Annotated in this window: 19 protein-coding genes and 1 other RNA gene; 13 read left to right on the forward strand and 7 right to left on the reverse strand. The window is 43.0% G+C overall.

Annotation, left to right across the window (positions count from 1 at the left end):
* Position 1: 1 nt before the first annotated feature.
* From DN752_RS04065 to ssrA, 13 genes are all read left to right on the forward strand, one after another.
* Positions 2-1252 (forward strand): murein hydrolase activator EnvC family protein, encoded by a 1251-nt coding sequence (locus tag DN752_RS04065; RefSeq protein WP_112782800.1) that lies wholly within the window; start codon positions 2-4, stop codon positions 1250-1252.
* Positions 1253-1488: 236 nt separating this feature from the next.
* A complete protein-coding gene (locus tag DN752_RS04070; RefSeq protein WP_015267819.1) occupies positions 1489-1695 on the forward strand; it encodes a Sec-independent protein translocase subunit TatA/TatB in 207 nt (68 codons plus the stop codon).
* 14 nt (positions 1696-1709) lie between these two features.
* A complete protein-coding gene (gatA, locus tag DN752_RS04075) occupies positions 1710-3137 on the forward strand; it encodes an Asp-tRNA(Asn)/Glu-tRNA(Gln) amidotransferase subunit GatA (RefSeq protein ID WP_112782801.1) in 1428 nt (475 codons plus the stop codon).
* 14 nt (positions 3138-3151) lie between these two features.
* On the forward strand, positions 3152-4546 hold the full coding sequence (locus tag DN752_RS04080) for a lytic transglycosylase domain-containing protein (protein ID WP_112782802.1): 1395 nt from the start codon (positions 3152-3154) through the stop codon (positions 4544-4546).
* Positions 4547-4633: 87 nt separating this feature from the next.
* On the forward strand, positions 4634-5743 hold the full coding sequence (locus DN752_RS04085; RefSeq protein WP_112782803.1) for a DUF4837 family protein: 1110 nt from the start codon (positions 4634-4636) through the stop codon (positions 5741-5743).
* A gap of 7 nt (positions 5744-5750) precedes the next feature.
* The gene (locus tag DN752_RS04090; protein WP_112782804.1) at positions 5751-8024 is read left to right on the forward strand and encodes an NADP-dependent malic enzyme; all 2274 of its coding nucleotides are present in this window, start codon (positions 5751-5753) and stop codon (positions 8022-8024) included.
* A complete protein-coding gene (gene ruvA, locus DN752_RS04095) occupies positions 8021-8620 on the forward strand; it encodes a Holliday junction branch migration protein RuvA (RefSeq protein ID WP_112782805.1) in 600 nt (199 codons plus the stop codon). Before DN752_RS04090 ends, ruvA begins: the two co-directional genes overlap by 4 nt.
* 12 nt (positions 8621-8632) lie before the next feature.
* Positions 8633-15772: a T9SS outer membrane translocon Sov/SprA gene (sov, locus tag DN752_RS04100; protein ID WP_112782806.1), complete on the forward strand. Its 7140-nt coding sequence runs from the start codon at positions 8633-8635 to the stop codon at positions 15770-15772.
* A gap of 58 nt (positions 15773-15830) precedes the next feature.
* The gene (gcvH, locus tag DN752_RS04105) at positions 15831-16208 is read left to right on the forward strand and encodes a glycine cleavage system protein GcvH (protein WP_112782807.1); all 378 of its coding nucleotides are present in this window, start codon (positions 15831-15833) and stop codon (positions 16206-16208) included.
* Positions 16147-16593 carry a VanZ family protein gene (locus DN752_RS04110; protein ID WP_112782808.1) on the forward strand — a complete coding sequence of 149 codons (447 nt, stop codon included), beginning with the start codon at positions 16147-16149 and terminating at the stop codon, positions 16591-16593. Before gcvH ends, DN752_RS04110 begins: the two co-directional genes overlap by 62 nt.
* A 73-nt stretch (positions 16594-16666) precedes the next feature.
* Positions 16667-17341, forward strand: a complete 675-nt coding sequence (locus tag DN752_RS04115) for an energy transducer TonB (protein ID WP_112782809.1) — start codon at positions 16667-16669, stop codon at positions 17339-17341.
* A 525-nt stretch (positions 17342-17866) separates the two neighbouring features.
* Positions 17867-18544 carry an energy transducer TonB gene (locus tag DN752_RS04125; RefSeq protein ID WP_112782811.1) on the forward strand — a complete coding sequence of 226 codons (678 nt, stop codon included), beginning with the start codon at positions 17867-17869 and terminating at the stop codon, positions 18542-18544.
* A gap of 225 nt (positions 18545-18769) precedes the next feature.
* Positions 18770-19179, forward strand: a transfer-messenger RNA (tmRNA) gene (gene ssrA / locus DN752_RS04130).
* Here ssrA and DN752_RS24375 read toward each other — a convergent pair.
* From DN752_RS24375 to DN752_RS04165, 7 genes are all read right to left on the reverse strand, one after another.
* The gene (locus DN752_RS24375; protein WP_162633111.1) at positions 19142-20698 is read right to left on the reverse strand and encodes a recombinase family protein; all 1557 of its coding nucleotides are present in this window, start codon (positions 20696-20698) and stop codon (positions 19142-19144) included. The genes ssrA and DN752_RS24375 overlap by 38 nt on opposite strands.
* Before the next feature lie 316 nt (positions 20699-21014).
* A complete protein-coding gene (locus tag DN752_RS04140) occupies positions 21015-21485 on the reverse strand; it encodes a JAB domain-containing protein (protein ID WP_112782812.1) in 471 nt (156 codons plus the stop codon).
* An 885-nt stretch (positions 21486-22370) separates the two neighbouring features.
* Positions 22371-22835: a DUF2703 domain-containing protein gene (locus DN752_RS04145; protein WP_112782813.1), complete on the reverse strand. Its 465-nt coding sequence runs from the start codon at positions 22833-22835 to the stop codon at positions 22371-22373.
* Positions 22836-22912: 77 nt separating this feature from the next.
* Positions 22913-23455, reverse strand: a complete 543-nt coding sequence (locus tag DN752_RS04150; RefSeq protein ID WP_112782814.1) for a sigma-70 family RNA polymerase sigma factor — start codon at positions 23453-23455, stop codon at positions 22913-22915.
* Between the two features lie 24 nt (positions 23456-23479).
* Positions 23480-23878, reverse strand: a complete 399-nt coding sequence (locus DN752_RS04155) for a VOC family protein (protein WP_112782815.1) — start codon at positions 23876-23878, stop codon at positions 23480-23482.
* A gap of 568 nt (positions 23879-24446) precedes the next feature.
* Positions 24447-24842 carry an SRPBCC family protein gene (locus tag DN752_RS04160; protein ID WP_112782816.1) on the reverse strand — a complete coding sequence of 132 codons (396 nt, stop codon included), beginning with the start codon at positions 24840-24842 and terminating at the stop codon, positions 24447-24449.
* 11 nt (positions 24843-24853) lie between these two features.
* Complete coding sequence (locus DN752_RS04165; protein WP_112782817.1) at positions 24854-25237, reverse strand: VOC family protein; 384 nt, start codon at positions 25235-25237, stop codon at positions 24854-24856.
* Positions 25238-25682: the final 445 nt, after the last annotated feature.

Consider the following 25682-nt stretch of genomic DNA (forward strand, 5'->3'; position numbering starts at 1 on the left):
TATGAAGTACTTTCTGGCGCTAGTTTTTCTGTTTTCACTCACTTGGGCTGTAGCTCCTGACCAGCACGCTCTTTTGGCACAGACATCCAAAACCCGTACTGAACTGGAGAAAGAAAAAGCAGCAGTTCTCCAACGGTTAAAGGAATTCGATGAGATACTGAAAAAAACATCCGCCAGAAAGAAAAATACCATCAGTGAACTTAATGTGGTCAGCAAACAATTGCAGACCCGTGTCAGTTATATCCAGACCCTCAACAACGAAGTAGCCCTCCTCAATAAGGAAATCAAGGAAACGGATAACCTGATCATCTCCCTGGAGGAGGACCTGACTACATTAAAGGAAGAATATGCCCACATGGTCTATGTCTCAGCCAAGCTGAACAGTGGCGTGACCATATTGACCTTTATTTTCAGCTCTTCTACTTTCAAGCAGCTCTACATGCGCCTCAGGTACCTCAAGCAATATAGTGACGCCAGAGAAAAACAGGTAGAACAGATCGAGAAAGTAAGTGCTGACCTCCAACAACAGCAGACCAAACTGGAAAAGCAAAAATCCGACAAGCAAGCTGCACTGCAAGAAGAACAAAGCCAGAAAAAAGAACTGGACCAACTCAAGCAAGAACAGCAATCCATCGTCAACACCTTGACCAATAAAGAAGAGGAAATCCGAAAGGACATTGCCGAGACCAAAAAGCAGCAAGAAGAGCTGAACCGACTGATTCGTAAAGTCATAGAAGAGGAAATCAAGCGCGCAGAAGCCGAAGCAAAAAAAGCCAACACCAAAACCACCAAAACGTCGGGGAGCAGCATGCCGATGACTCCAGAGGCAGCTGCATTATCCAGCTCCTTTTCCAGCAATCGCGGCAAATTACCGTGGCCAGTAGCCAGCGGGTTTGTGTCAGAAGCCTATGGCGACCACCCTCACCCTACGCTAAAAGGTATCATGATCACCAATGACGGTGTGGATATCCAGACCAACCCCAGTGAAAATGTCCGTGCGGTATTTGACGGAGTAGTGACCAAAATCTCTACCATCCCAGGCATGGGTGGCACCATCATCATCCGCCATGGTGAATATTATACCATGTATAGTCGACTTAAGACCATTACTGTAAAATCCGGACAAAATGTCAATGCAAATGATATAATTGGGGAAGTAGCGACGAGCAGTGACGGGGTATCAGAAGTCCACTTCCAAACATGGAAAGGACTCCAAAAGATGAATCCATCCATTTGGCTGGTAGGAAAGTAAGCAGCGTACCGGCTAGGGAGTATCTCGCTAGGTGGTATGATAAAGATATGAGGTAATTAATACCCCAATAACTGCCTCCCGCCCTGTAATTCATCCCTCACTGTAAGTATATATCCTAGAATATGAGTATCTTTACAAAAAAGATATTGAAAAAAACAAGAACTGTGTACGATTCCTTTGTGTTAGTAAGACACAGTTATATCTTTGTACCGATTTAAAACTTAAATACGCTTATCATGACTACATTGGGTTTCATTCAGAATATAGGGGGAGGTTCCTTGGTTGTTATCATCTTGGTTGTCATCCTTCTATTCGGAGCAAAACGAATCCCTGAGCTGGCTCGCGGGCTGGGCAGAGGCATCAAAGAATTCAAGGATGCCACCAAAGAGATTCAAGATGATATCGAAGATGGCATCAAGGGAGACAGTAAAAAGAAAAGTTAAAAAAGTAACTACCATTGGAAAAATTCCATTCTTTCGACGACATAAAACGTTCGCTTGACCACAAGGAAACAGACTGTAAAGCGATCGTCAATTACTATCTCAAGAACATCAAAACGAAGGCGCATCTCAACGCCTTCGTTGAAGTTTATGAGCAATCCGCTTTGGAGCAAGCTGATAAAGTGGATCAAAAAATACAGGCAGGCAATGCTGGTAAACTTGCCGGTATGGTCATCGGCATCAAAGATGTCCTATGCTATGCTGATCATACGGTCAATGCATCCAGTAAAATCCTAGAAGGGTTCCAATCCCAATTCACTGCTACCGCCGTCCAAAAACTCATCGACGAAGACGCCATCATTATCGGACGTCTCAACTGTGATGAGTTCGGCATGGGATCATCCAATGAAAATACCGTTCACGGAAAAGTGCTCAATGCCCTGGACGAAGAGCGGGTACCCGGTGGATCATCAGGTGGATCAGCCGTGGCCGTACAGGCCAATCTGTGCACCACCTCCTTGGGCACGGACACAGGAGGTTCGGTGAGACAGCCCGCTGCATTTACGGGGCTAGTTGGCATCAAGCCTACTTATTCCAGGGTATCTCGTTTCGGCCTGATAGCCTATGCATCTTCCTTTGACACCATTGGTGTGTTTTCTACCAACGTGAAGGACAATGCGCTGGTACTGGAAGTGATCGCCGGCCAAGACGAGAACGACAGTACCGTTTCGAGAAAGGCTGTCCCCCAGTACACCCAACAGCTGGAGCTGGACAGACCAGTGAAAGTGGCCTACCTAAAAGAGACCATCGAATCGGAAGCGCTACAGCCCGCCATCAAGGAACATACTCTTGATATCCTCCAAAAACTCAAGGAAGAAGGGCACCAAGTGGAAGAAGTAGATTTCCCTTTACTTGAATATGTCCTTCCTACTTATTATATTCTGACCACTGCCGAGGCAAGTTCAAACCTCTCGCGATTCGATGGCGTAAAATATGGTTACCGTACCCCAAACGCCCACAATCTCGAGAGCATGTACAAACTCACCCGCTCGGAAGGTTTTGGGGAAGAAGTAAAAAGAAGGATCATGTTGGGCACCTTTGTTTTGAGTGCCAGTTACTATGATGCCTATTTTACCAAAGCCCAAAAAGTAAGGCGACTGATCAAAGAGTTTACGGAGAACTTGTTGGACAATTATGATTATATTGTCTTACCAACTACGCCTTCTACAGCGTTTAAGTTTGGAGAGCACAGTGATGATCCTGTGGCCATGTACTTGGAAGACCTGTACACCGTACAAGCGTCAGTTTCAGGGGTTCCAGCTATTTCTATTCCCAATGGGAAAGACGAAAATGGCCTCCCTATTGGCTTACAGGTAATCGCCAATTCCTTTAAGGAGGAAGCGCTATATGCCTTTGCCGATTATATAATGAAGATCAAGAAATAAAACTATATCCTGTCATGAGCAACTGGAAATTACTTACACTCTTATCACCGATGATACTCTGTGTGGCAATCGCCAGTGCCCAAAATCAGGAAGAAAATGGTTTCATAGCAGGCGAAGAAGAACTTGTCCATCCCACTTATCATTATGAGTATATACCCGACTTTACTTATGATCAAGTAAACGAAAGGGTAGACAAGATGGACACAGGAATGCCATTCGAGCTAAATGAAACCATTTTTGCTTTTATCAATTACTTTACGGTCAGAAACCGGGAATATTCCAAGATGACCTTGGCCAGAAAAGAGATTTATTTCCCACTTTTCGAAAAGGAGCTTAAGGAACATGGAATGCCCGAGGAGATCAAGTACTTGGCCATCGTAGAATCCGGCCTCAATCCCAAGGCCAAATCCCGAGTTGGAGCCATGGGGCTGTGGCAGTTTATGCCTGCTACCGGAAGGGTCTACGACCTACATGTCACCAGAGACATCGATGACCGTATGGATCCAGAACTGGCCACAGAGGCTGCATGTCGCTATCTCAAATCCCTATATCGAATGTTTGATGACTGGGAACTTGCGCTGGCAGCCTATAACTGCGGGCCAGGAAATGTAAGGAAGGCCATCAGGCGATCAGGAGGTAAACGCACCTTTTGGGGAATTTATAATTGGCTCCCTAGGGAAACAAGGAGCTATATTCCGCAATTTCAAGCTATCATTTATGTATTTAATCATGCAGATGACCATAACTTGATATTGGAAGATGGTACTTTCCCTATAGCCCATGAAAAGGTGAAGTTTGACCAAGAACTCGATTTGGAAAAACTGGCAGACATCAGTGGAACCTGTCTGGAAGAACTGGAGTTCTTAAACCCAGCTATCCAACATAGTAAAATCCCCGCAAACTCTGGACACTACGCTCTTCGTGTACCCAAGGCCAAGGCAGATTACATCGCCGCCAATGTTCATTGGATGATGGATAGTATCCATCTCCAAGAAGAGCGACTACTGGCGAGACAAGAAGAAAACAAACCAGCAAAAAAGGAACCGGAAAAACTGATATACAAAGTCAGAAGAGGAGACGCACTAGGTAAAATTGCCAGGATGTACGGCACCACTGTTTCAGAACTGAAAGCTTGGAATGGACTGTATAACAACCACATAAAAATAGGCCAACACTTGACCATTTATCAAGATAGTGATGCCTTCACCCGAAACCTCGCAGCAGACAATAAAAGCAAACAAGACGCCACTTTCGTAAAAGGAACACCCAAAACCTACGTGGTACAACCAGGAGACTCCCTTTGGCTCATTGCCAATAAGCTCGAAGGTGTAACCATCGAAAAAATCAAGCGCCTCAATAAACTCAGCAATAACAAGATCAAACCTGGCCAGAAGCTAATAATTGGCTAACAATTAACAACTAAAAAATTAGTAGATTGTTTCTTTTCGCCGTTCATTTTTATAAATTGTAGACGGTAATCAATAAATCCACATACAATGAATAAGAGAAAAAGTTTAATACTGGCCCTGTTGATCTTTACGGCTGGTCTTGTTATCAGCTGTACAGAAGGAGAAGACGGCGATAATTCCAATAAACCCCGAGCAAGGGGAGCAAGTGGTGAAATACTACTGGTCATAGATTCTTTAAAATACAAAGGGCCTGTAGGTGATGCCCTAAAAGGGATATTTGAAGAAGACATCAAAGGACTCGTCAGGGAGGAGACCCTCTTTGACATGAGAAAGGTAGATCCACGGTCCATGACAAGAATCCTGAAAATGGCTTATAACATCGTCTATGTGACCACATTCGATGACAAAAAGCCAGGTAGCCGTATGATCAGTAACCAGTTTAGTCCCCAATCCAAGGAAAAGGCAGCAGCTGATCCCTCGCTCTTTATGTTAAGGAATGAAGACGAATTTGCCAGAGGGCAGGAAGTAGTCTACCTTTTTGGCAACAACGAAGAAGACCTCATCAATAATCTCCGTAAGAACAAAGAAAAGCTTCAGAATCTCTTTGAAGTAAGAGAAAGAAATCGACTTGGAGAGGTCATCCTTAGCCGTACCAACGGTGCTGTGCAAACAAAAGGTGAGGAAATATTGGGTCTTGATCTCACAGTCCCGGCCTCTTACCAGTTTGTAAAAGAAGAAGAAAATTTTCTGTGGGCCAGGCAACCCACACCTACCACAAAACGAGCAGATATTAGTTTGATTTTTTATCAGACAGACTACACCTCCGAAGAGCAGGTCTTTCCCGAAAACCTCATTGCATTTAGGGATCAAATACTAAAAACACGTGTATTTGGTGATCCGGAAAAGCCCAACTCCTATTTGGAGACAGAGAAACAAATTGTTCCTTCCTTCAGGAATATGGAAATTGACGGGCATTATGCGATAGAAATGCGCGGACAATGGAAGACCCACACCATAAGTATGGGCGGATCTTTTGTATCCTACGCCGTGGTAGACGAAGCCAAAGGAAAACTTTATTACCTGGAAGGATTTTTATATTACCCCAGCGAAACCCATAAAAAGGCCCTTAGGGAAATAGAAGCAATATTGATGGCTACAAAATTCCCTGAAGCCCCCAAAACTAAATCCAAATTATAGCTGAACAATGGCGATTAAAATCAGAAAAGAAGATGCTTTGGGCTATCATTCCCAAGGTAGCCCCGGAAAAATCGAGGTCGTACCCACCAAACCACTTTCCAGCCAGCTGGATTTGGCTTTGGCCTATTCCCCAGGAGTGGCTGAACCCTGTTTGGAAATCGCCGAGAAAAAAGAAAATGTCTATAAGTACACTGCGAAGGGCAATCTCGTAGCTGTTATATCCAACGGCACGGCTGTCTTGGGACTAGGGGACATTGGTCCCGAAGCAGGAAAGCCCGTTATGGAAGGAAAAGGCGTACTTTTCAAAAAATTTGCCGGGATTGATGTCTTTGACATTGAGATAGACGAAAAAGACCCCAAGAAGCTTATCCAGATCATCAAATCATTGGAGCCCACTTTTGGAGGGATAAACCTAGAGGACATCAAAGCTCCTGAATGTTTTGAAATCGAACAAAGGCTAAAGGAGCAAATGCACATTCCTGTAATGCATGATGACCAACATGGTACTGCCATCATTTCTGGTGCAGCCCTGCTCAATGCCTTGGAAATAGTCGGAAAAAAAATAGAAGATATTCGATTGGTCGTATGCGGTGCCGGCGCTGCGGCGGTTTCCTGTACGCGGTTTTACATGACATTAGGTGTCAAAAAGGAAAACCTGGTAATGGCCGATATCAAAGGAGTCATCCGTACCGACCGTCCTGATCTGGATGATATCGGGCGAGAGTTTGCCTATGAAGGCGATGACCTCCAGACCCTTACAGATGCGATGAAAGGTGCCGACGTTTTCTTGGGACTTTCAGCGGGGAACGTGGTCTCTCCAGAGAACATCAAGTCCATGGCAGATAACCCGATTGTGTTTGCCCTGGCCAATCCCCATCCCGAGATTGACTATGACTTGGCGACCTCCGTTAGAGAAGACCTCATCATGGCTACGGGCAGATCCGACTTTCCTAATCAGGTGAATAATGTCCTTGGATTTCCTTATATTTTCAGAGGGGCCTTGGACGTCAGGGCAACAGCCATCAATGAAGAGATGAAGCTGGCTACCGCCCATGCGATCGCCAAATTGGCCAAAGAACCTGTTCCTGAGATTGTCAACAAAGCCTATGGAGATGACCAATTGGGATTTGGGAGAAACTACCTGATCCCCAAACCGTTGGACCCCAGGCTTATTACCACCATCGCTCCGGCAGTTGCGAAGACGGCCATGGATACTGGTGTGGCCCAGACTGCGATTACCGACTGGGAAACCTATGAGCTAGAACTTCAGGAGAGAATCGGAATAGACCAACGTCTGATGTCCAGGGTCATTGCCCGCGCCAAAAAGAACCCTAAGCGGGTGGTTTTTGCAGAAGCAGATAACACCAAGATCCTTAAAGCTGCCCAGCTGATCAACGATGAAAAAATCGGTGAGCCCATATTGCTCGGCAACAAAGAGGTCATCCTAAACCTGATCGAGGAGCATTCCCTTGACCTCAGTAATGTACAGATCATCGACCCTTATGAAGAGCCCAAACGCCTAGAAGAGTTTGGAAACCTACTCTATAAAAAACGTCAACGAAAGGGATTAACCCCCTTCGAAGCTCAAAAGCTAATGCGGGACCGCACCTATTTCGGAGCCATGATGGTGGAGACAGGTGAAGCTGACGCACTGATTTCAGGACTGACCAAAGATTACCCCAAGACGATCCTTCCAGCCCTACATGTCATAGGCGTCAAAAAGGATGTAAACAGAGTGGCAGGCATGTACATCATGAACTCGGACAAGGGTCCCTACTTCTTCGCAGACACCACGGTCAACGTGGACCCTACGGCAGATCAAATGGTAGAAATCATCGGATTAACGGCCGATGCCGTGAAGTTTTTTGACTTGGAACCAAAAATAGCTGTTCTCTCCTACTCTAACTTTGGATCTGCCAAGGGAAATACTCCTACAAAAACAGCCTTGGCCACTGCCAAAGCCAAAGAGAAGTTCCCGGACCTGATCATTGAAGGAGAAATGCAAGCTAACGTGGCCATCAATGAAACGATCCAAAAGGAAAATTATCCTTTCAGTGCATTGGCCAATAAAAAAGCGAATACATTGATCTTCCCTAACCTCAGTTCGGGGAATATTGCCTACAAACTGTTGGCAGAAATCGGCAATTCCGAAGCTATCGGGCCTGTATTACTTGGGATGAACAAGCCCGTGCATATTCTTCAGCTAGGCAGTTCTATCCGTGAAATCATTAATATGGTAGCCATTGCAGTAGTGGATGCCCAAAGTCACGATAATATATGATTGATTATTTAAAGGGGCAACTCGTTTTCAAGGACCCCACTTTTGTCATTATTGATATTCAAGGAGTTGGCTATCATGTCAAGGTATCTTTGAATACCTATTCGCAGATCAAGGATGAGGAGCATATCAAGCTCCTCACCCACCTGCACATTAAAGAAGATGCCCACACGCTCTATGGATTTAAGGAAGAAATGGAAAAGAGGCTATTTCTCTTGTTAATTTCCATCTCAGGGGTTGGTCCCAATACCGGTCTCATGATCCTTTCGTCCCTTTCAGGAGGAGAGTTGGAATCGGCTATCGCACAAGAAGACTACAAGACCATACAAAGGGTAAAAGGTGTAGGTGCCAAGACTGCGCAGCGCATTGTCTTGGAGCTGAAAGACAAGATCAGTAAAGATCACCCTCAAGGTGCTGCTGCAGGCTCGGGCGGCTTTATCCAACAAAACAGCTACCTCAAGGCAGAAGCCCTACAAGCCTTGATTACCTTAGGATTTTCAAAAGCTGTTGCAGAAAAAAATATTAATGCTGTTTTGAAAAAAAGCGGCTCAGAAATTTCATTGGAAGAATTAATTAAGGCATCTTTGAGGTCAACCTAACTGTTAGTAAGTTTGGCTATTATTGGATCATATTTTTTAAAAGGCAGTATCTACCAAAAAAACTTTTCAGCAACGATCATCCTGTTGTTGACGATTGTTCTTTTGTCCGGTTGGGAAGCTGCCCAAGCACAAAACGTTTCTTCTGACACCATACCCAATAAATTGGATACGTTGGAAGAACGAAGGGCTTTGCCGTCTTTTTTATTGTGGGACAATTACCGTACCAACCCACTCTACCCAAGACAAACACCTCAGGACTACAGGAGTTCGCCCTTCTACCGCCAAGCGCCACAACAGCAGCAGGTGGATATAGAATTGGACTCGACATTACAATACCGAGTATACGACCAACTGGATTCTTCAGAAGTCGCGCCAGGTTATACATTTGATTTCGAAGAATTTTCAAAAATACAAGAGCTGCGGATGCGTCAGCAGTATTGGCGAGACCGATCCAAAGGCATGTATGGCGAGAGTGCCGTGAGTGGACGGGGGCTTATACCTCCTATCACCATGAGTCCCACCTTTGACAGGCTCTTTGGAGGGAGCGAAATCAATATCGTCCCTACCGGCTATATCAATCTTGACTTTGGGGGAATATTCAGACGGATAGACAATCCCTCTATTCCGATCCGACAACAACGCAACGGAGGCTTCAACTTTGATCAGCAGATCCAACTGAGTGTCAGCGGTAACCTTGGCCAAAAAATGCAGATCAATGCCAACTTCGACAGCAATAATTCCTTTGACTTCCAAAACCAGCTGAAGGTTGAATACAAAGGGTTTGAGGAAGACATTATCAAAAGTGTCGAAATAGGTAACGTCAGCATGCCGGTCCAAAACAGCCTGATCCAAGGGTCTCAAAATCTGTTTGGTGTCAAGACACAACTTCAATTTGGCAAGTTATTCATGACGGCAGTTGCCTCCACACAGCGTGGCCAGCGTGATGAAATTATCATCGAGGGTGATGGACAAGGAAGGCCCTTCGAGCTAAGGGCTTCTGACTATGATGACAACAGACACTTCTTTCTGGCGCACTTCTTCCGAGATAATTATGAGCGATGGCTTCGTGGACTTCCTCAGATTCTGTCCGGTGTCAATGTGACACGTGTAGAAGTCTATATCATGAACAGGGCAAATAATACAGAAACCCTACGGAACTTCACAGCCTTCATGGACTTGGGAGAAGGCGAACGCATCTACCGTCCCAACAACCCCAATATCGGCACAGGAACACCTGGAAGCCCTGCTTCGAATGGTGCCAATGAGCTCTTCTCCAACCTTACAGCGAACCCCAACTTCAGACCATACGACCAAGCTTCCAACCAGATTGAAAGTGGCTTGGGACTGGTCAAGGGGACAGATTTTGTCCAAGTCAATGGAGCTAGGAAATTGGCTGACAATGAATATACCTTTCATAAGGAGCTCGGCTACCTTAGCCTTAACCGAAAAATCCTGAACGACGAAATCGTAGCAGTCTCTTTTGAGTACACCTATAATGGCCAAGCCTACAAAGTCGGTGAGATGTCAGAAGATTACCAAAACAGGCCAGAATCCGATGTCCTATTCCTAAAGCTCCTTCGCCCGGCACGCATCAATACAAATGTGCCTTCGTGGGATTTGATGATGAAAAACATCTATAGCTTCAATGCCAATCAAATCCAAGAGAAAGGTTTTCAACTACAGGTCATATACCGGGATGATCGAACTGGTCTGGATAACCCCAGCCTACTGGAAGGCGAACAGGTCAAAGATGTCCCATTGGTACGGTTAATGGGTTTGGACAACCTCAATCCACAAAATGACCCTGCACCAGACGGGAATTTCGACTTCGTTCCGGGCTTGACAATTTTGCCCGAAAAGGGCATGCTTATCTTCCCTAAACTGGAGCCTTTTGGACAGACATTGGCTGACAACTTCTTGCCCAACGAAGAAAGTCTAAAGAATAAATTCGTCTATGACACGCTGTATCGTACCACCAAGGCTGATGCCGAATTGGTAACCCGCTTGAACAAATACTATATCAAAGGTAGCCTGACTGCTGGTTCATCTTCTGAGATCATGCTCCCTGGCCTAAATATCTCCGAAGGATCCGTCATTGTCAATGCAGGCAATATCCCATTGACCGAAGGAGTAGACTATACGGTTGATTATAATATCGGCAGGGTAGTCATCATCAACGAAGGCATTTTAGCCTCCGGCAAAAGGATCTCCATCAGTTTTGAAAAAGCAGACTTGGTTTCTTTCCAGACCAGAAGCCTGTTGGGAACACGGTTTGATTATATTTTCAATGACAACCTGACCCTTGGCGGTACTTTTCTATACCTGAACGAACGTCCTAATATCACTAGGATCAGCACTGGCAGTGAAACGATCAAAAACAGTCTTTGGGGACTAGACCTGAACTACAGCGAAAAGTCCAGGTGGTTAACGAAGCTAGCCGATGCCCTGCCCTTTACAGACACCAAAGAGGAATCCTTGGTGACATTCAGTGGTGAATTTGCCCATTTGATTCCCGGTACTTCCAACAAGGTGGATGGTGAAGGTGCTTCATATATTGACGATTTTGAGACAGCTGTAACTCCCTTTAACCTGGGAGGATCCCCTCAAAGCTGGAAACTATCCTCCACCCCACGGACGGATGACAACCGCTTCGACCTCAGTATGCAAACAGAAGACCAGCTAGGCAACGCTTACAGAAGGGCACGCCTGGCTTGGTACAATATTGACAATGTCTTTTACAGACAAGGAGGTCAGGGCGTACCAGAAAACATCACCGATGAAGACCGGGAAAACCATTATGTACGAAGTGTCACACCACAAGAAATCTTTCAGCAAAGGGACCAAGATGCCATAGTCTTACCTGAACCATTATTTGAACTGGCCTATTATCCTTCTGAAAGAGGCATGTACAATTACAACCCTAACCTGACCAATGAAGGGCTTCTCCCCAGTCCAGAGGAAAATTATGGTGGTATTTCCAAGGTGATCACTTCCGATGTGGACTTTGACCGTACCAATATAGAGTACATAGAATTTTGGATGATGGATCCATTCATCTCAGGTGAGAATGGACGAGTGCTGGATGGTGTATTCAATGAAAACAACACCACAGGCGGTAAACTGGTCTTTAATCTGGGGGAAATTTCCGAAGATGTTATGAAAGATGGTCGTCAGGCATTCGAAAACGGCCTCCCTACCAATGGCGACCCTTCCGAAACCACAGAAAACGAATGGGGTCGGGTTACCAACCAACAGTACTTGACACCGGGATTTGACAATTCTCCAGAATCCAGGGCTTTTCAGGATGTCGGTTTAGACGGACTGAACAGTGAGCAGGAAGTGGACTATTTCCAGGATCGTTTTCTCAGCAGATTAAATATAAGTGGAGAAGCTTACCAGCAGATCGAGGCAGATCCCTCAGCTGACCGGTTCCAATATTACTTGGGCGACGAGCTAGATCAACAAAACCTCAAAATCCAAGAGCGGTACAAATACTTCAATGGAATGGAAAACAACACCCCCATTTCAGCCAATTCGGATCAAGCATACACAGCTTCTGGATCCAATAAACCAGATAATGAAGACCTTAACGGGGACAATACAATCAATGAAGTAGAAAATTACTATGAATATGAAATAGACCTCGATCCCAACAGTCTGGTGGTAGGTCAAAACAACATTGTCGACCAAGTCACCTCCATCCAAGAAGGTGATGAAGTCAATTGGTACCTCTTCCGCATACCCGTCAGGCAGCCTGACAACGTACAAGGGGATATTACGGGATTTAAGTCCCTCCGCTTTATCAGGACTTACCTTACCGACTTTGAACAGCCAGTGGTGTTGAGAATGGCCAAGTTTCAGATGGTAGGCAGCCAATGGAGGACCTTTAGGGAGTCTCTCTATGAGCGGGGTCTTTTTGAGGTACCGGAGCCCGATGTATCCAATATGACCGTAGGTGTAGTGAACATAGAAGAAAACAGTCAGGGCAACAGTTACCAAAGTGCTTATCGTCTTCCGCCCGGCATCAACCGTGACAGGGACAACACCTCCACTGTCGAACGACAGCTCAACGAACAGTCCCTAAGCCTCTGCATCGACAATCTCCAGAGCAGAGACGCCAGGGCTGTGTTCAAAAACGCCAATTTGGACCTGGTCCAATATGGCCGTCTTAAGATGTTCTTCCACGCCGATAGTGAAGACGCATTGGACGGGGAGCTTACGGCCTTCTTACGACTGGGGACAGACTATACCGATAACTATTATGAGATCGAAGTACCGCTAAACATTACACCAAAAGGCACCCTTGATCCCAACCAAATTTGGCCCAGTGCCAATGAAATAGATATTGCCATTGAGGAAATCGTAGGCGTAAAATCTGAAAGGGACAATAGCCAGCATCCACAAAACCTCCCCTACACTTCCCAGATCAGGCAATATAATGTCACCGTGGTGGGTCGCCCTGAGCTAAACTACGTCCAAGGCCTGATGATAGGAGTACGTAATCCGGCTTCGACCGGAAGTGCCAGTAAGTCCATATGTGTCTGGGCCAATGAACTAAGAGTGGTCGACTTTAACAAATCCAATGGCTGGGCTGCCAATGCACGGCTCAATGCCAAGATAGCAGATGTGGCCACCGTCTCCAGTACCATCCGACACAACACCTTTGGTTTTGGTGGATTGGAAACCCGGCTCTCTGAAAGATCCAGGGAATCCACCACGCAGTATGACGTCTCTGCCAATGTACAGGTGGACAGACTACTCCCTGAAGGGCTCAAGGTAAGTATCCCAATGTATGTAAGCATGGAAAACAGCACCACCAAACCACAGTTTGACCCCTTAAACCCTGACGTTCCCTTTGAACTTGCCCTGAGCAAATTCCGAACGGCAAGTGAGCGGGAAGCCTATCGTGACCTGGTACTGGATCAAGTAAAGCGCCGAAATATCAGCTTTTCGAATGTCCGAAAACTTCCGAGTGAGGAAAAGGAGAAAAACCACCTATATGATCTGTCCAATTTCTCTTTTTCCTATGCCTATGGGGTGGTAAAACAAAGTAATATCAATACAGAAGATTATACCTACGAAACGTATAGGGGCAATATTTCCTACAATTATGCGCCCAACCCCATATTGATAGAACCCTTTAAAAACTGGGGAGTCCTTAAAAGCCCGTATCTCCAACTGATACGTGATTTCAACCTTAACCTTGCCCCCAGCATGATTACGGCAAGTATTGATGTAGACAGGAAGTTTATGCGTACCCAATACCGAAACGACCAACTGACTACTGAGGGAGTGGATCCGCTTTTCCAAAAAAGTTATTACATTAACCGTTTCTTCGGTCTTAATTGGGACCTAACAAAGAACTTGGGTTTTGACTATCGTGCCAGTGTCAATGCCATCGTGGATGAACCTCAAGGAGACTTGGACACCGAAAGCAAACAGGACTCTGTCAGAAACAACTTTAAAAAACTAGGGAGACCTACCAACTACAACCATTCTTTTATTGCCAATTACACCATACCGCTGGACAAAGTGCCGGCGTTGGACTGGATAAGTGCTGATATTAGGTATGAAGCCACATATAGTTGGCTTACCGGTTCCATTGGCCAAAAGGACACACTTGGCAATGTCATTCAAAACACCCGTAACCGGGCCCTTAGCGGTCAACTGGATTTTGTACAGCTTTACAATAAATCCAGCAAACTCAGGGCGCTAAATGCACCCAAACGCCCCTCCATCCCTGGCCAGCGGAGCAATAACGAGCAGGACAGTATCACCACCGACGGCATAGGCAATGGCCTGTTAAAATTTGCCATGATGCTAAAGTCGATCTCAGGGCAATATACCGTAACAGAGGGGACATTTTTGCCCGGGTATATGGAAGGCACAGGGCTATTTGGTATGGATAGGAGCTTCATGAATCCTGGACTAGGCTTCTTATTTGGTAGCCAAGATGCCAGCCTGAGGTATGACCTGGCCAATAGGGGCGTCATCGCCCCAAGTGCGGAGCTCACACAAACCTTCCGGCAAAACCAAGTAAAGAACTTACAATTACAGGCCATTTTGGAACCTACGAGGGATTTCAGGATCACCTTGGACATGAGAAAAAGGGAAACGGGTCAGTACAGTGAGATTTTCCGTAGGGAATCGAACACAAGTGAAGACTATCTCTCCATAAACCCCAACCGTCTAGGCGCCTATAATATCACTTATAACATGATCAAAACGGCCTTTGCCAAGGACGATGCAAACAATAATTCCCCGCTATTTGGGGATTTTGAATCATACAGATCAGTAATCAAAAGCAGGCTGGAAACATCCAACCCTGGAGGAGAGTATAATGTCAATGGCCAAGACGTATTGGTACCAGCATTCTTAGCGGCCTACAGTGGCAAATCACCACAGGAAATCCCGCTAAGCCCTTTTCCGAAGTTTCCTTTGCCCAATTGGCGCGTGGAATACAGAGGACTATCACGGCTTCCCCTGTTTGAAGAAACCTTCAGCTCAATTAACCTTACACATAACTATACATCCACCTATGATGTGAGCAATTTCTCCTCTTCCCTGCTCTATCAAAATGGATTGGAACTGTATAACTCATTGGAAAACTATCCAGCAGCCAATATAACGGATGAATATGGAAGCTATATTCCTGTTTTTATCTTTAATCAAGTCGTACTTTCTGAACGATTTGGACCATTTCTTGGTGTGGACCTCCTGACCAAAAACCGCATGAATATTTCCTTTGAATTCAACAAGGAAAGAAATATTGGCCTCAATTTCTCCAATGCCCAGGTAACGGAGCAAAAAAGTACGGATTTTAGGTTTGAACTGGGGTATACAAAATCGGGTGTGAAGATCCCATTCAAGATACAAGGGCAACAAGAAATCCTAGACAATGACCTGGAAATCCGACTAAGTACCAGTATCGTAGACACCCAAACTCTCCAACGCAAGCTGGAAGAAGGCAGTACCATTACCAACGGCAATGTCAACCTACAAATAAGGCCAAGCTTGGGCTACATCATCAATCAAAACCTAAAAGTGACCCTTTACTTTGACCGCACGGTCAACGATCCCCGGATCACCACCGCCTATAGACGCAGCTCAACCGCATTTGGTGGACAATTACGATTTAATTTAGGGCAATAGGTTTTTTGATTTCGGGAAAGCTCGTATTTTTGACTTTGATTAATCCTAAATATAACATATGAACTTCCCTAAAGACTTGAAGTACACAGAAGACCACGAGTGGGTTAAAATCGAAGGAAACACAGCTACCATCGGTATTACGGAGTTTGCCCAAAGAGAATTGGGTGACATCGTATATGTAGAAGTAGAGACTGTCGGTGAAACTATTGAGACCGGAGAAGTGTTCGGTACAGTAGAGGCAGTAAAAACCGTATCAGATCTTTTCATGCCGCTAAATGGCGAGATCACTGAGTTCAACGAAGAGTTGGAAGGTTCCCCGGAACTGGTCAATGATTCACCTTATGAAGGCGGCTGGATGATCAAAGTGAAGTTTGATGGAGAGCTTCCAGGCGATTTACTGTCGGCTGAAGCATACGCTGAACTGGTTGGTGAATAAACCAAAACAGGTTAGCGAGCGATTATTACCTGCACTCATTTGGCTGGCCATATTGTTATGGCTAATCCTGTCACCAGGAGAAAAACTGCCAGATGTTTCCAAGACCCCAGGAATGGACAAAATAGGTCATTTCGGCCTTTTTATGGGGCTCTTGTTTACTTGGAATAGAGTTTGGAATCACACTACTAGGCCATTGAACAAAAAACATTTTATTACTAATTATTTAGTTTTGGGTGTTTTTTTTGCTATATTAGTAGAATGGATTCAGCAGTTGGTTCCTAACAGAGCCTTTGATCTGCTGGACATTGCAGCAAACTTGCTGGGAAGTGCAGTCGGTACTATTTGTTTTTATATTTTATACAAGAAGAAAAGTAAGCTTGTATAAGTTAAAATAAATGGTTAGAATTGTTATCGCTAAAGTGCAAAGAATTATTAACCTTTATATGAAGTAATAGACTATGGAAGCCAAAAAGACACCGAAAGCTGATTTGAGCAAGAAGTCAGGAATGTTCCTGAACTTGGGGCTCTTGGTCAGCGTTGGTCTTACGCTGTTTGCTTTCGAGTACAAAACGTACGAATCAGGAGAGCTGATGGACTTGGGAACAGTGGAAGACGATTTCGAGGAATTGTTAGATATTCCGATCACCGAACAACCACCACCGCCACCACCGCCAGTAGAGCAACCAATTATCGAGGAAATTCCTGATGAAGTAGAAATCGAAGAAAAAATTGAAGTAAACTTCGATGTGGAAGTACAGGAAGAAACGGTTATCAAAGAAGTGGTTATTGAAGATGCTCCAGTGCAAGAAAAAGCTGAAGAGATTTTCGATGTGGTAGAAACCATGCCTACCCCTCCAGGAGGAATGGAAGGCTGGAACAAATACCTCAGCAAAAACCTGAAGTACCCTACCCAAGCAAGGAGAATGGGAATCGAAGGTACTGTATACGTGGTATTCGTGGTGAACACTGATGGCTCCATCCAAGACGTAGGTATCCTTAGAGGTATCGGCGGAGGCTGTGATGAAGAAGCCATGAGAGTAGTAAGAAACGCCCCTAATTGGCAACCTGGTAAACAAAGAGGTCGCCCAGTTAGGGTAAAAATGAGACTACCGATTCGATTCAAGCTAAGCTAATCGATCGAACAATTCATAGAAAAAGGGCTGTCATTAATTTGATAGCCCTTTTTTAATTCTTCCCCTCACATCATTTTTTAGGATCAAGCGGAAAAGTTGGGGGACTGATGGAACGCTGATGACGCAGATGATTATAATTTGCGTTGATTTTTTTCTTAAATTGGAAAAGAAAAGGAGCATAAAAAAGTCCTGAAATGGCGTAATATCCTTAGCCAGGGGCATCGCCCATGGTGAAACAATAAAAATAAGGTCATTGTTTTAGTAGCAACACCCCTCCTAGCGCTGATAAATTCGCGCTAAAACCCAATACACACCAATAGCGCATTATTCCAATAATCAATAGGGAGAAGCAATTTCAAGAAAGTGTGTCGAAATTTATCCCCCGTAGAAATATTGCTTGATCCATTTTTCAACTTGGAATATGCCTTAGCCAATCTATCACTTGAAGAAAATATTATAACTACATTATTAGTTTATTAACTAATAATGTAGTATATTCATTACATAATTAAAACTTCAGATAGTATGGAAGCCAAAAAAACACAAAAAGCAGATTTACGGAGCAAACATGGCCTATTCCTCAATATTGGTCTACTGATTAGCACAGGACTAGCCCTAGCGGCCTTTGAGTTCAAATCCCACTCTACTGTTACAGTACAGGACTATGAGCTAAGGTCAGATCCATTTGAAGATATACTTGATGTCCCCATCACCACCCACCAAGTTCCTGAACCACCGAAGGTCGAGCAACCAGAAATCAACGAAGTTCCCAATGATAAGGAAATCGAAGAAGAATTCGAGCCTCTTCTGAACATAGAATTTCCACAGGAGCCTGTTATCCACAGCCCTGTACTCCCTACAGCCCCACCAATAGAGGATAAAGCTGAAGAGATCGTGGACTTTGCTGAAAAAATGCCCGCTCCACCAGGTGGAATGAAAGGCTGGAACAACTACCTTAGCAAAAACCTAAAATACCCTAGACAGGCCGTCAGACAGGGAATTGAAGGTACCGTGTTTTTGGCTTTCGTCGTGAACAAGGACGGTTCGATTCAGGATGTTGAAATCTTGCGAGGTGTGGGCGGTGGCTGTAGTGAAGAGGCTATCCGAGTACTCAAAAATGCCCCTGACTGGAAACCTGGCCTCCAAAGAGGACGACCGGTGAGGGTAAAAATGAGATTGCCCATCAAGTTCAAGCTAAACTAATTTCCACCAACCTTTATCCTGAGGCCACTTCTATGAGTGGCCTCTTTTGGTATTAATAAGCCGATAAATAAATCACCTCCATTGCATTGGATGGATTCGCGTATTCCGGATCATAAATAGCCCCGTTGGCAAAAGGCCATTGATCGTGAACAGTCCTGAATAATGCATGACAATTTACTTTATTGGGAACTAAATTTGTGGTATTTTTGTCATCCCTTACCGAATGGGGCTGACCGGTTTTGACAGTAGGTGTGAAGACTGGGCTCGCATGTCGGGTGGAGCATGTACGCCCGTGAATAATTCATGCGATCTATAATTGGCGAATCTAATTACGCCATGGCTGCCTAATCAGACCCTAACAGGGACTGATACTGCTTAAAGGGTTGAGTTCGCTAGGCGGATTCCCCAGCCACATCCCGCAGCTCTCTGTCTTGGCAGAGCTGATCTTGGGGTGTCGACTTGCCAGGACTAGTGCCACTGATGCTATTAAGGTAGTGCGAAACTAAAATAGCTAAGCGTGACGGTAGCTGTGTCATCCAGCGGCCCAACGACGAAAACCCAATAGATGACTAAACATGTAGACGGTACAGTGTTTCCCTATCTGGACCAGGGTTCGACTCCCTGCAGCTCCACCTGACGGCACAAATGCTCATTTTGAGATTTTGTGCCGTTTTTTTTAACACCTAACCCTCTATCTATCAAATAGATAAGACTAACCATTTTATTGACTTTCGGGGTTCGATAATTATTTTTTTCAAACACCAATTTTTCACTAAAGATCGAACTCAACAGCCTCTGCTTGTCTTCTAGGCCTGATTTTGAATATAAATCACCTAAATTAGAAATTACCCTTAAACAGGAATTTATCGTTTCTTTTATGTTTCTTTTTGGCTTTTCCCGTACACTCGCCAATTGACGCTCTAATCGATCTATTGAATCAGTTACTTCTTTTTTGATTTCTTTAAAATCATCACTATCAATCTTATCATTCAGCAATAGCTGCCTTGCTTTTTTTAACTTATTACTCTCATTTTCAATTTTCTCCAATAAGGATTTCTTTTCATTTCCTCTATCATTCAATTTTGAATTAAGAATTTCAATTAGTTCATTTTGAAAATACTTAAGCCTTTCTTCTTTAATTGAAAACTGGTTAAGCATCTCATTCAGATTCTCATTTACGAGATCAGCTCTAAAACGACATCTACATGGTGATTTACAATGGTAGTAATAATAATACTTCCCTGTTTTACTCTTTGAAGGGCTTCCCGTCAAACCTCTTCCACAATTGGGACATTCTAAAAAACCTCTGAGCGGCAACTGTTCCTTGGAAATTATTTTCACCTTATTCTTCCTTCCTCTTCCATCCAAAACATCCTGAACACTATTAAATAACCTTTCTGATATTAACGCCTCATGTTGCCCCTCAACGAAATGAGGTTCTTCATCCTTATAGGCTGGAACAAAAATTTTTCCAATATAATGTTTACTCCTTAGCATTCTCCAAAAGCTGGATTTTGTAAGGCTTAAACCCTTTTTGAACATTTCTGTATAGATTTTCTCGGTATTAAAAGTACCTTCTGCCACCTTTTCAAATGATTCGATGACAAGACTAGCTTCAGGTTCTTTTGGTGCAATGTATTTTTTTCCTGTTTCAGTCGACCGATTAATATACCCTATTGGTGCTTTCTTCAAATACCGGCCTTCTTTGGTTGCCCTTCTAATACCATGGAATATATTGAGCGCTCTCCTATCATTTTCGACTTCTGGCGCAGCCAAATAAATTGCCAACATCATTTTGTTCTCGGGTATTTCCAAATCAAGAGGCTGTTCTATTGCTTGAGGTTCAATATTAAGACTTCTTAGAATATTGATCATAAAATAAGCATCACCTGCATTTCTGCTAAACCTGTCCCATTTTGTAAACAGGATAAGATCTACTTTTCCTTTCTTTCTTCCTTTAAGATCAGTCAAAAGTCTTTGCCACTCTGGTCGATCAAAAGTCTTGGCACTATGGTCTTCATAAATAACCTGCCTTACCTTTATATCGTTAACAAGGCAATACCTTTTCAATACCTCTTCTTGATTACGTTGAGAATAACCTTTATCAGCCTGCTCGTCTGTACTTACTCTAATATATAAATCAGCAATTTTCATTGGTAAAAATTTGGTTTACAGCTAATTTACAAAATAGGTGGATAGTGTCAAACAAATGTTCAGCATCAGCATAGGAGATTTCCTGACCATCTTTTCTCAATAATTTTATCAGCTTTTTAATTTTTTCCTGCCTCTTTTTCCCTTTAAGTTGTACCATATTATTAATCTGATAGAGGCTTAATTAAATTTACATTCATTACAAATATTCACCAGTTTAACCCTACTGGGGTATAATATAAAAGCAATTATGAAATGACATTTCTCTTTTAATTAGCCCGACCTATCATCAGCTTAAATAATCAGCAAAAAAAAGGGCTTATAGCCCTCCTTCATCAGCAAAGGAATAATAACTTTCCGCAGTGAGGATGATATGGTCCATTACCGGCAAATCCAAAAGTTTGCCTGCTTTGACCATTTTATCGGTCAGGCGGTTGTCCTGTTCACTTGGCCGAAGGGTTCCGGAAGGGTGGTTGTGTGCTAGGATAATACAGGAAGCAGACGCCTTCATGGCTGCAGCAAAGATCACTTTCAGATCCACTATGGTTCCACATGTCCCCCCGGAAGAGGCGTTTACTATGCCCAATACACGGTTTGCCCGGTTGAGCAAGATTACTTTGAACTCTTCGATGAACTCCAATTTCGATTTTTCCCAGTTTGCCCTGAGCACCTTACTGGCACCAAGAGAAGAGACGATCTGGGGTTTTTCGGAGACTTTTGAGTTAGGACGATAGCTTAACGTGATTTCGGCTACTTGGCTGGGAACGAAATTTGTGTTGTTGGTATCCATAACATTTCATGTTTTAGGTTAGAAATTAATTATGGACGCCTCCCAGCTTGAGGGCAACCAAGGCCAAGTGGCAACGGAATAAATGAAGGCACTGTGGGAAGCCCTGTGCTTATGCCGTAAGCTCATGGCCGCTCGGCAGGCCGAAAGCTAACTTTGTGGAGTGATTAATGATTGAAATAATTAATTTTTGAAATTTAGAATGGAACCCTTTCCCCTTTTCAGTTAATGTCCACTTTTCAATTCCGGCACGCTGTCTGGCGCGCTTCGGCCAAAGGTGACAGAATTTCGGACTGTGGATCAAGACTCAGGTTTGGGTAGCCCTGATCGCCAACCTGTTACAAAAAATGCAGGAAAGCCGAAATATTCACCACGCTCGTGAGTTTGGCCGCCGTAAACATGGGATCATATATTTACCTGATACAGATAGTAAAATCCGGAAGGATGGGTGCCATAAACCGTGACCTTAAAATAGTTCAATTGGAAATCTTCCAGAATAGCAAAGGGGTTGTTTTTCAAAAACCGGAAAATCGCCCTAGATGCACTTGAAAGGACTATAACCTTTTCGTTTAAAATTTTATCGGGTGACAATAAAAAAGCACCATGCTGGACATGTAAAGGACATCTTGTCTTGTTGGTTTGTTAAAATATTGATTTCATTAGTAGAAACCTGAGCTCGACTTAATTTTAGTATTAAAACCGTCACGCGAACCCCTTTTAGGAGGATGTGGGTTGGAAAAGGGTGTGGCAACTCGCCGCGGCGAGCTGCCACGGCTTCCACCCGTTCAGACCTCCCTCTAAGCCCTGTTTGGATACAGACAGGCTCGCAGAGCATGTTCCGACCCATGTACGGAAACGCCCTTATAATCGAACTGAGGTTATAAACCATCAGCTGCATCTACAATCTGAATTCGTTAATTTATTTTCTTCAAGGTATTTAAGAACATATGGAGAGATTTCTTTTTTATATTGTTCTTCCTTTAGGAGGTAACCTTTCAACAAAATCTCTATCAGCATTTCCTTTGTGGGTTCAGGTTTTGTCAATCCATTCCAAATCCATTCTCTTATATCAGAATTACCCGTTGAATGATTAGGATAAAAGTAAAAATTGCCCACCTTTATGGTTGGTGACGCTATAATTTGTGCTTTTTCAGCCTCTTCAATTGTCTTAACTGTTGTTGACTTGAATAATATCTTACAATCCAAATTATCAAAAAGTTTTTGTACGTCCTGAATTGCCGAAACAAGCTCATCATGCACGTTATCACAGGCTGAACAAGAGTTGTTTTCATTAGAGGGCATTTCTACTTGAAATAGTTCTACTTTCAACACTTTTTTTGTTGCTGTTTCCATTTTTCTTAATGATTTAAAATTATTGTTTATTTCTTAGACTTTGGAAACACTAAAAAGATGCAAACTATTTAATTCAATTATTCAAGGCAACAAGTTTTGGTGATACTATATGACATAAATTGATTTTCTGAAGCTTCCATTTTGCCACATTCATCAAACTTATCACGAAGCATTATTCTAGCTCTTTGAATTCTTGATTTAGTTGCTGATAATGTTAAACCGAGCTGTTTTGCAACTTCCTTTTGAGGCTTTCCTTTTATATCAAAAAGATGTAATGGCAAGGCATATTTGCTTGGTAGCGTCTTTATAAATTTATTTAGCCACACATAAATGTTTTCATCATAATCTTGAAAGCTTGGAAAGTCTAAATTTTCTAAACTCACCTCAGTTGTTGTTTGATCTGACTTTTTATAATAGTCAACAATTGTATTCTGTGTGATTCTGTATAGCCAAGCCCTTATATGTGTTACATTGTTTTTTCGCTCGCAATAAGACGTAATTTTTATAAGTACCGACTGCACAATATCATCGGCATCTTCTACATTTGACACTCGTTTCCTTACATAAGCTCTTAGGTCATTTTGATAAGTTTGCCAAATGGTGTAAATATCACATTTCATATTGTGTTTTTTTATGTACAAAATCTATCCCAAATTCAACTGCCAAGAAACCCCGAACCTATCCTCAACAAAAGCAAATCGTCTGCTAAAACCGTAGTTGTCCAACGGCATTTTAACATCACCATTTTCTGATAAATGTCTGAAAACGTGTTTAAGTTCTTCTTCTGTTTCGCATTCTACCCAATTAGACACTGCAGGTGTGAAATTCCAATCGTGTTTTATAAAACTGTCACTACACATAAACAGTGCTCCATTCAATTCAAAAATGGCTTTTACAATCGTCCCTTCCCTACCAGGACCATCTTTACCATATCGTTGCACATCAATTACTCTAGAGTTGTCGAACAAATCAACATAAAAGTCCATGGCTTCTTCGGCCCTATTATCCTGAAATGTCAAAAAGGTTGTAATCTGTTTTTTCATACCCTTATACTTTATAAATAAATTGGTTCTGGTGAAGCATGGTTTTTCTTAGCTGCTAAAACTTTGAATATACATGAGAACCCATTTTAAGAAGGTCTGTACCGGTTTCCCAGTAATTTTTTCAACCATTGGAGTTACCTTATAACCTTGTTCTGGTGTATTTCCATACCATTCATAGAGATAGTCCATTGTCTTTTAGGTAAACACCATTCTTTCCAACGGGTTTTGGCTGTTCTTCATTTAGCTCTTGAAAGGTCACTTCTTTTTTTAGTACTTTAGCTATTTCTTCAACTGGTTTCCGAGGTGTTAAAGTTTCAAGCCCGGCTAAAGTGTGTTTTTTTTGATTGTGGCCACCATTAATTAAAATTGAGGTAATTACCTTACCTACATCGTTTTCATGTATTGCCGCGGTTGGCCTGCCACCAAAAGGTTCTTTTACTTCGCTTTTATGAATTATGGATGCTGCCCAACCGTCCCTGTTCCTCCAGCAATTATGTAAACTTTATTTTTGTTTTCTATTTATTCGACACCTAATGAAAAAGCTGTGCTTGAAACGCAAAGCACCCTTCTATTTTTCACAATAAGACTTTAACCTATTTAAAAACATTGCCCAATTATAACTGCACCAACGGTAATAGTCGGTGCGTTCTCTCCAGTGGTAATGCTTTAAAGATACGGTTGTGATGCTGTCTTTTTCAGTGAGTTCAAAAGACACTTTAGTTCCAATCCATTCTTCATCAGAAACAACACACTCCCAAACAATCTTATTATTTTCAATAAGTTCTATAATCTTAAATTTCGTGGTATAGCCTTCATCAAAATCAAACTCATTGACGAAATCAATTTCAGGTTTCACTTTAAGTTTTTTAGTCCAAATCTCGCTTAATCCGCTTTCTGTGACAAGCGCATTATAAACTGTTTCAATAGGTGTTTTTATGTAGTTGATTTGTTCTATGCTTTCCATAAAATAGGTACTTATTTCATTGAGTGAAAACCAATTGAATTTCCTTCGATGTCCTTAATTACGGAAACAAAACCATGCTCTCCTATAGACATTTTAGGTTGAATGATTTCAGCACCACTTTCTGCTGCTCTATTTTCCAAGATTTCACAATCCTCACAACCAAAATAAACTAGACTACCATCGGTGGAGGGCTTTACCTTTTCCATTTTCACCAAGGCCCCAGAAGCTCCATAATATTCCATATCGCTCGGGAAGCATTTCATTTGAATAGACGGATTTGTCGGGTCGCTTATATCTTCCATGGCTATTTGAAGTACTTTTTCGTAAAACTCAGCAGCTCTATCCATATCGCTTACGTATATTTCGAACCACACTACGGGATTAATTTTTTTCATCTTTGAACCTTTTAATTGTTGGCATTACAAAAGTGAAAAAAGGAAGTCAAAAAAATCTTGTCCTATGACAAGTTTTAATGCCCTCCTATTACCTGTCTGATTCTTACGCTAGTACCTATGATTAAAACAACCGCTATAACCAGGACCGAACTCATTGACTCCTTAAAGAAAATAGTGCCAATCAATGCAAGTAAGCTAATGTCTATTGCCCCCTCCCTCCTATAAACCAAATACATCATCATTCCGTGTTTTCAAGACAAGGATAATAAATAGTAAGCACCAAGCGCAGCAAGCAGTGGAAGGTATCAGCTTTGGAAAATCAACCAATTGCCTTGTAGCCATTGCTCCTATGAGTTCTGCTGCTATTATTGCACCGGATAAGTAAATCCTTTATAAAACTCATTCTAAACCCTCACCTTGAACACTGTGGATATACATGCAAATT

It is taken from the genome of Echinicola strongylocentroti (genome assembly GCF_003260975.1).
In the GTDB taxonomy this organism is placed as follows: domain Bacteria; phylum Bacteroidota; class Bacteroidia; order Cytophagales; family Cyclobacteriaceae; genus Echinicola; species Echinicola strongylocentroti.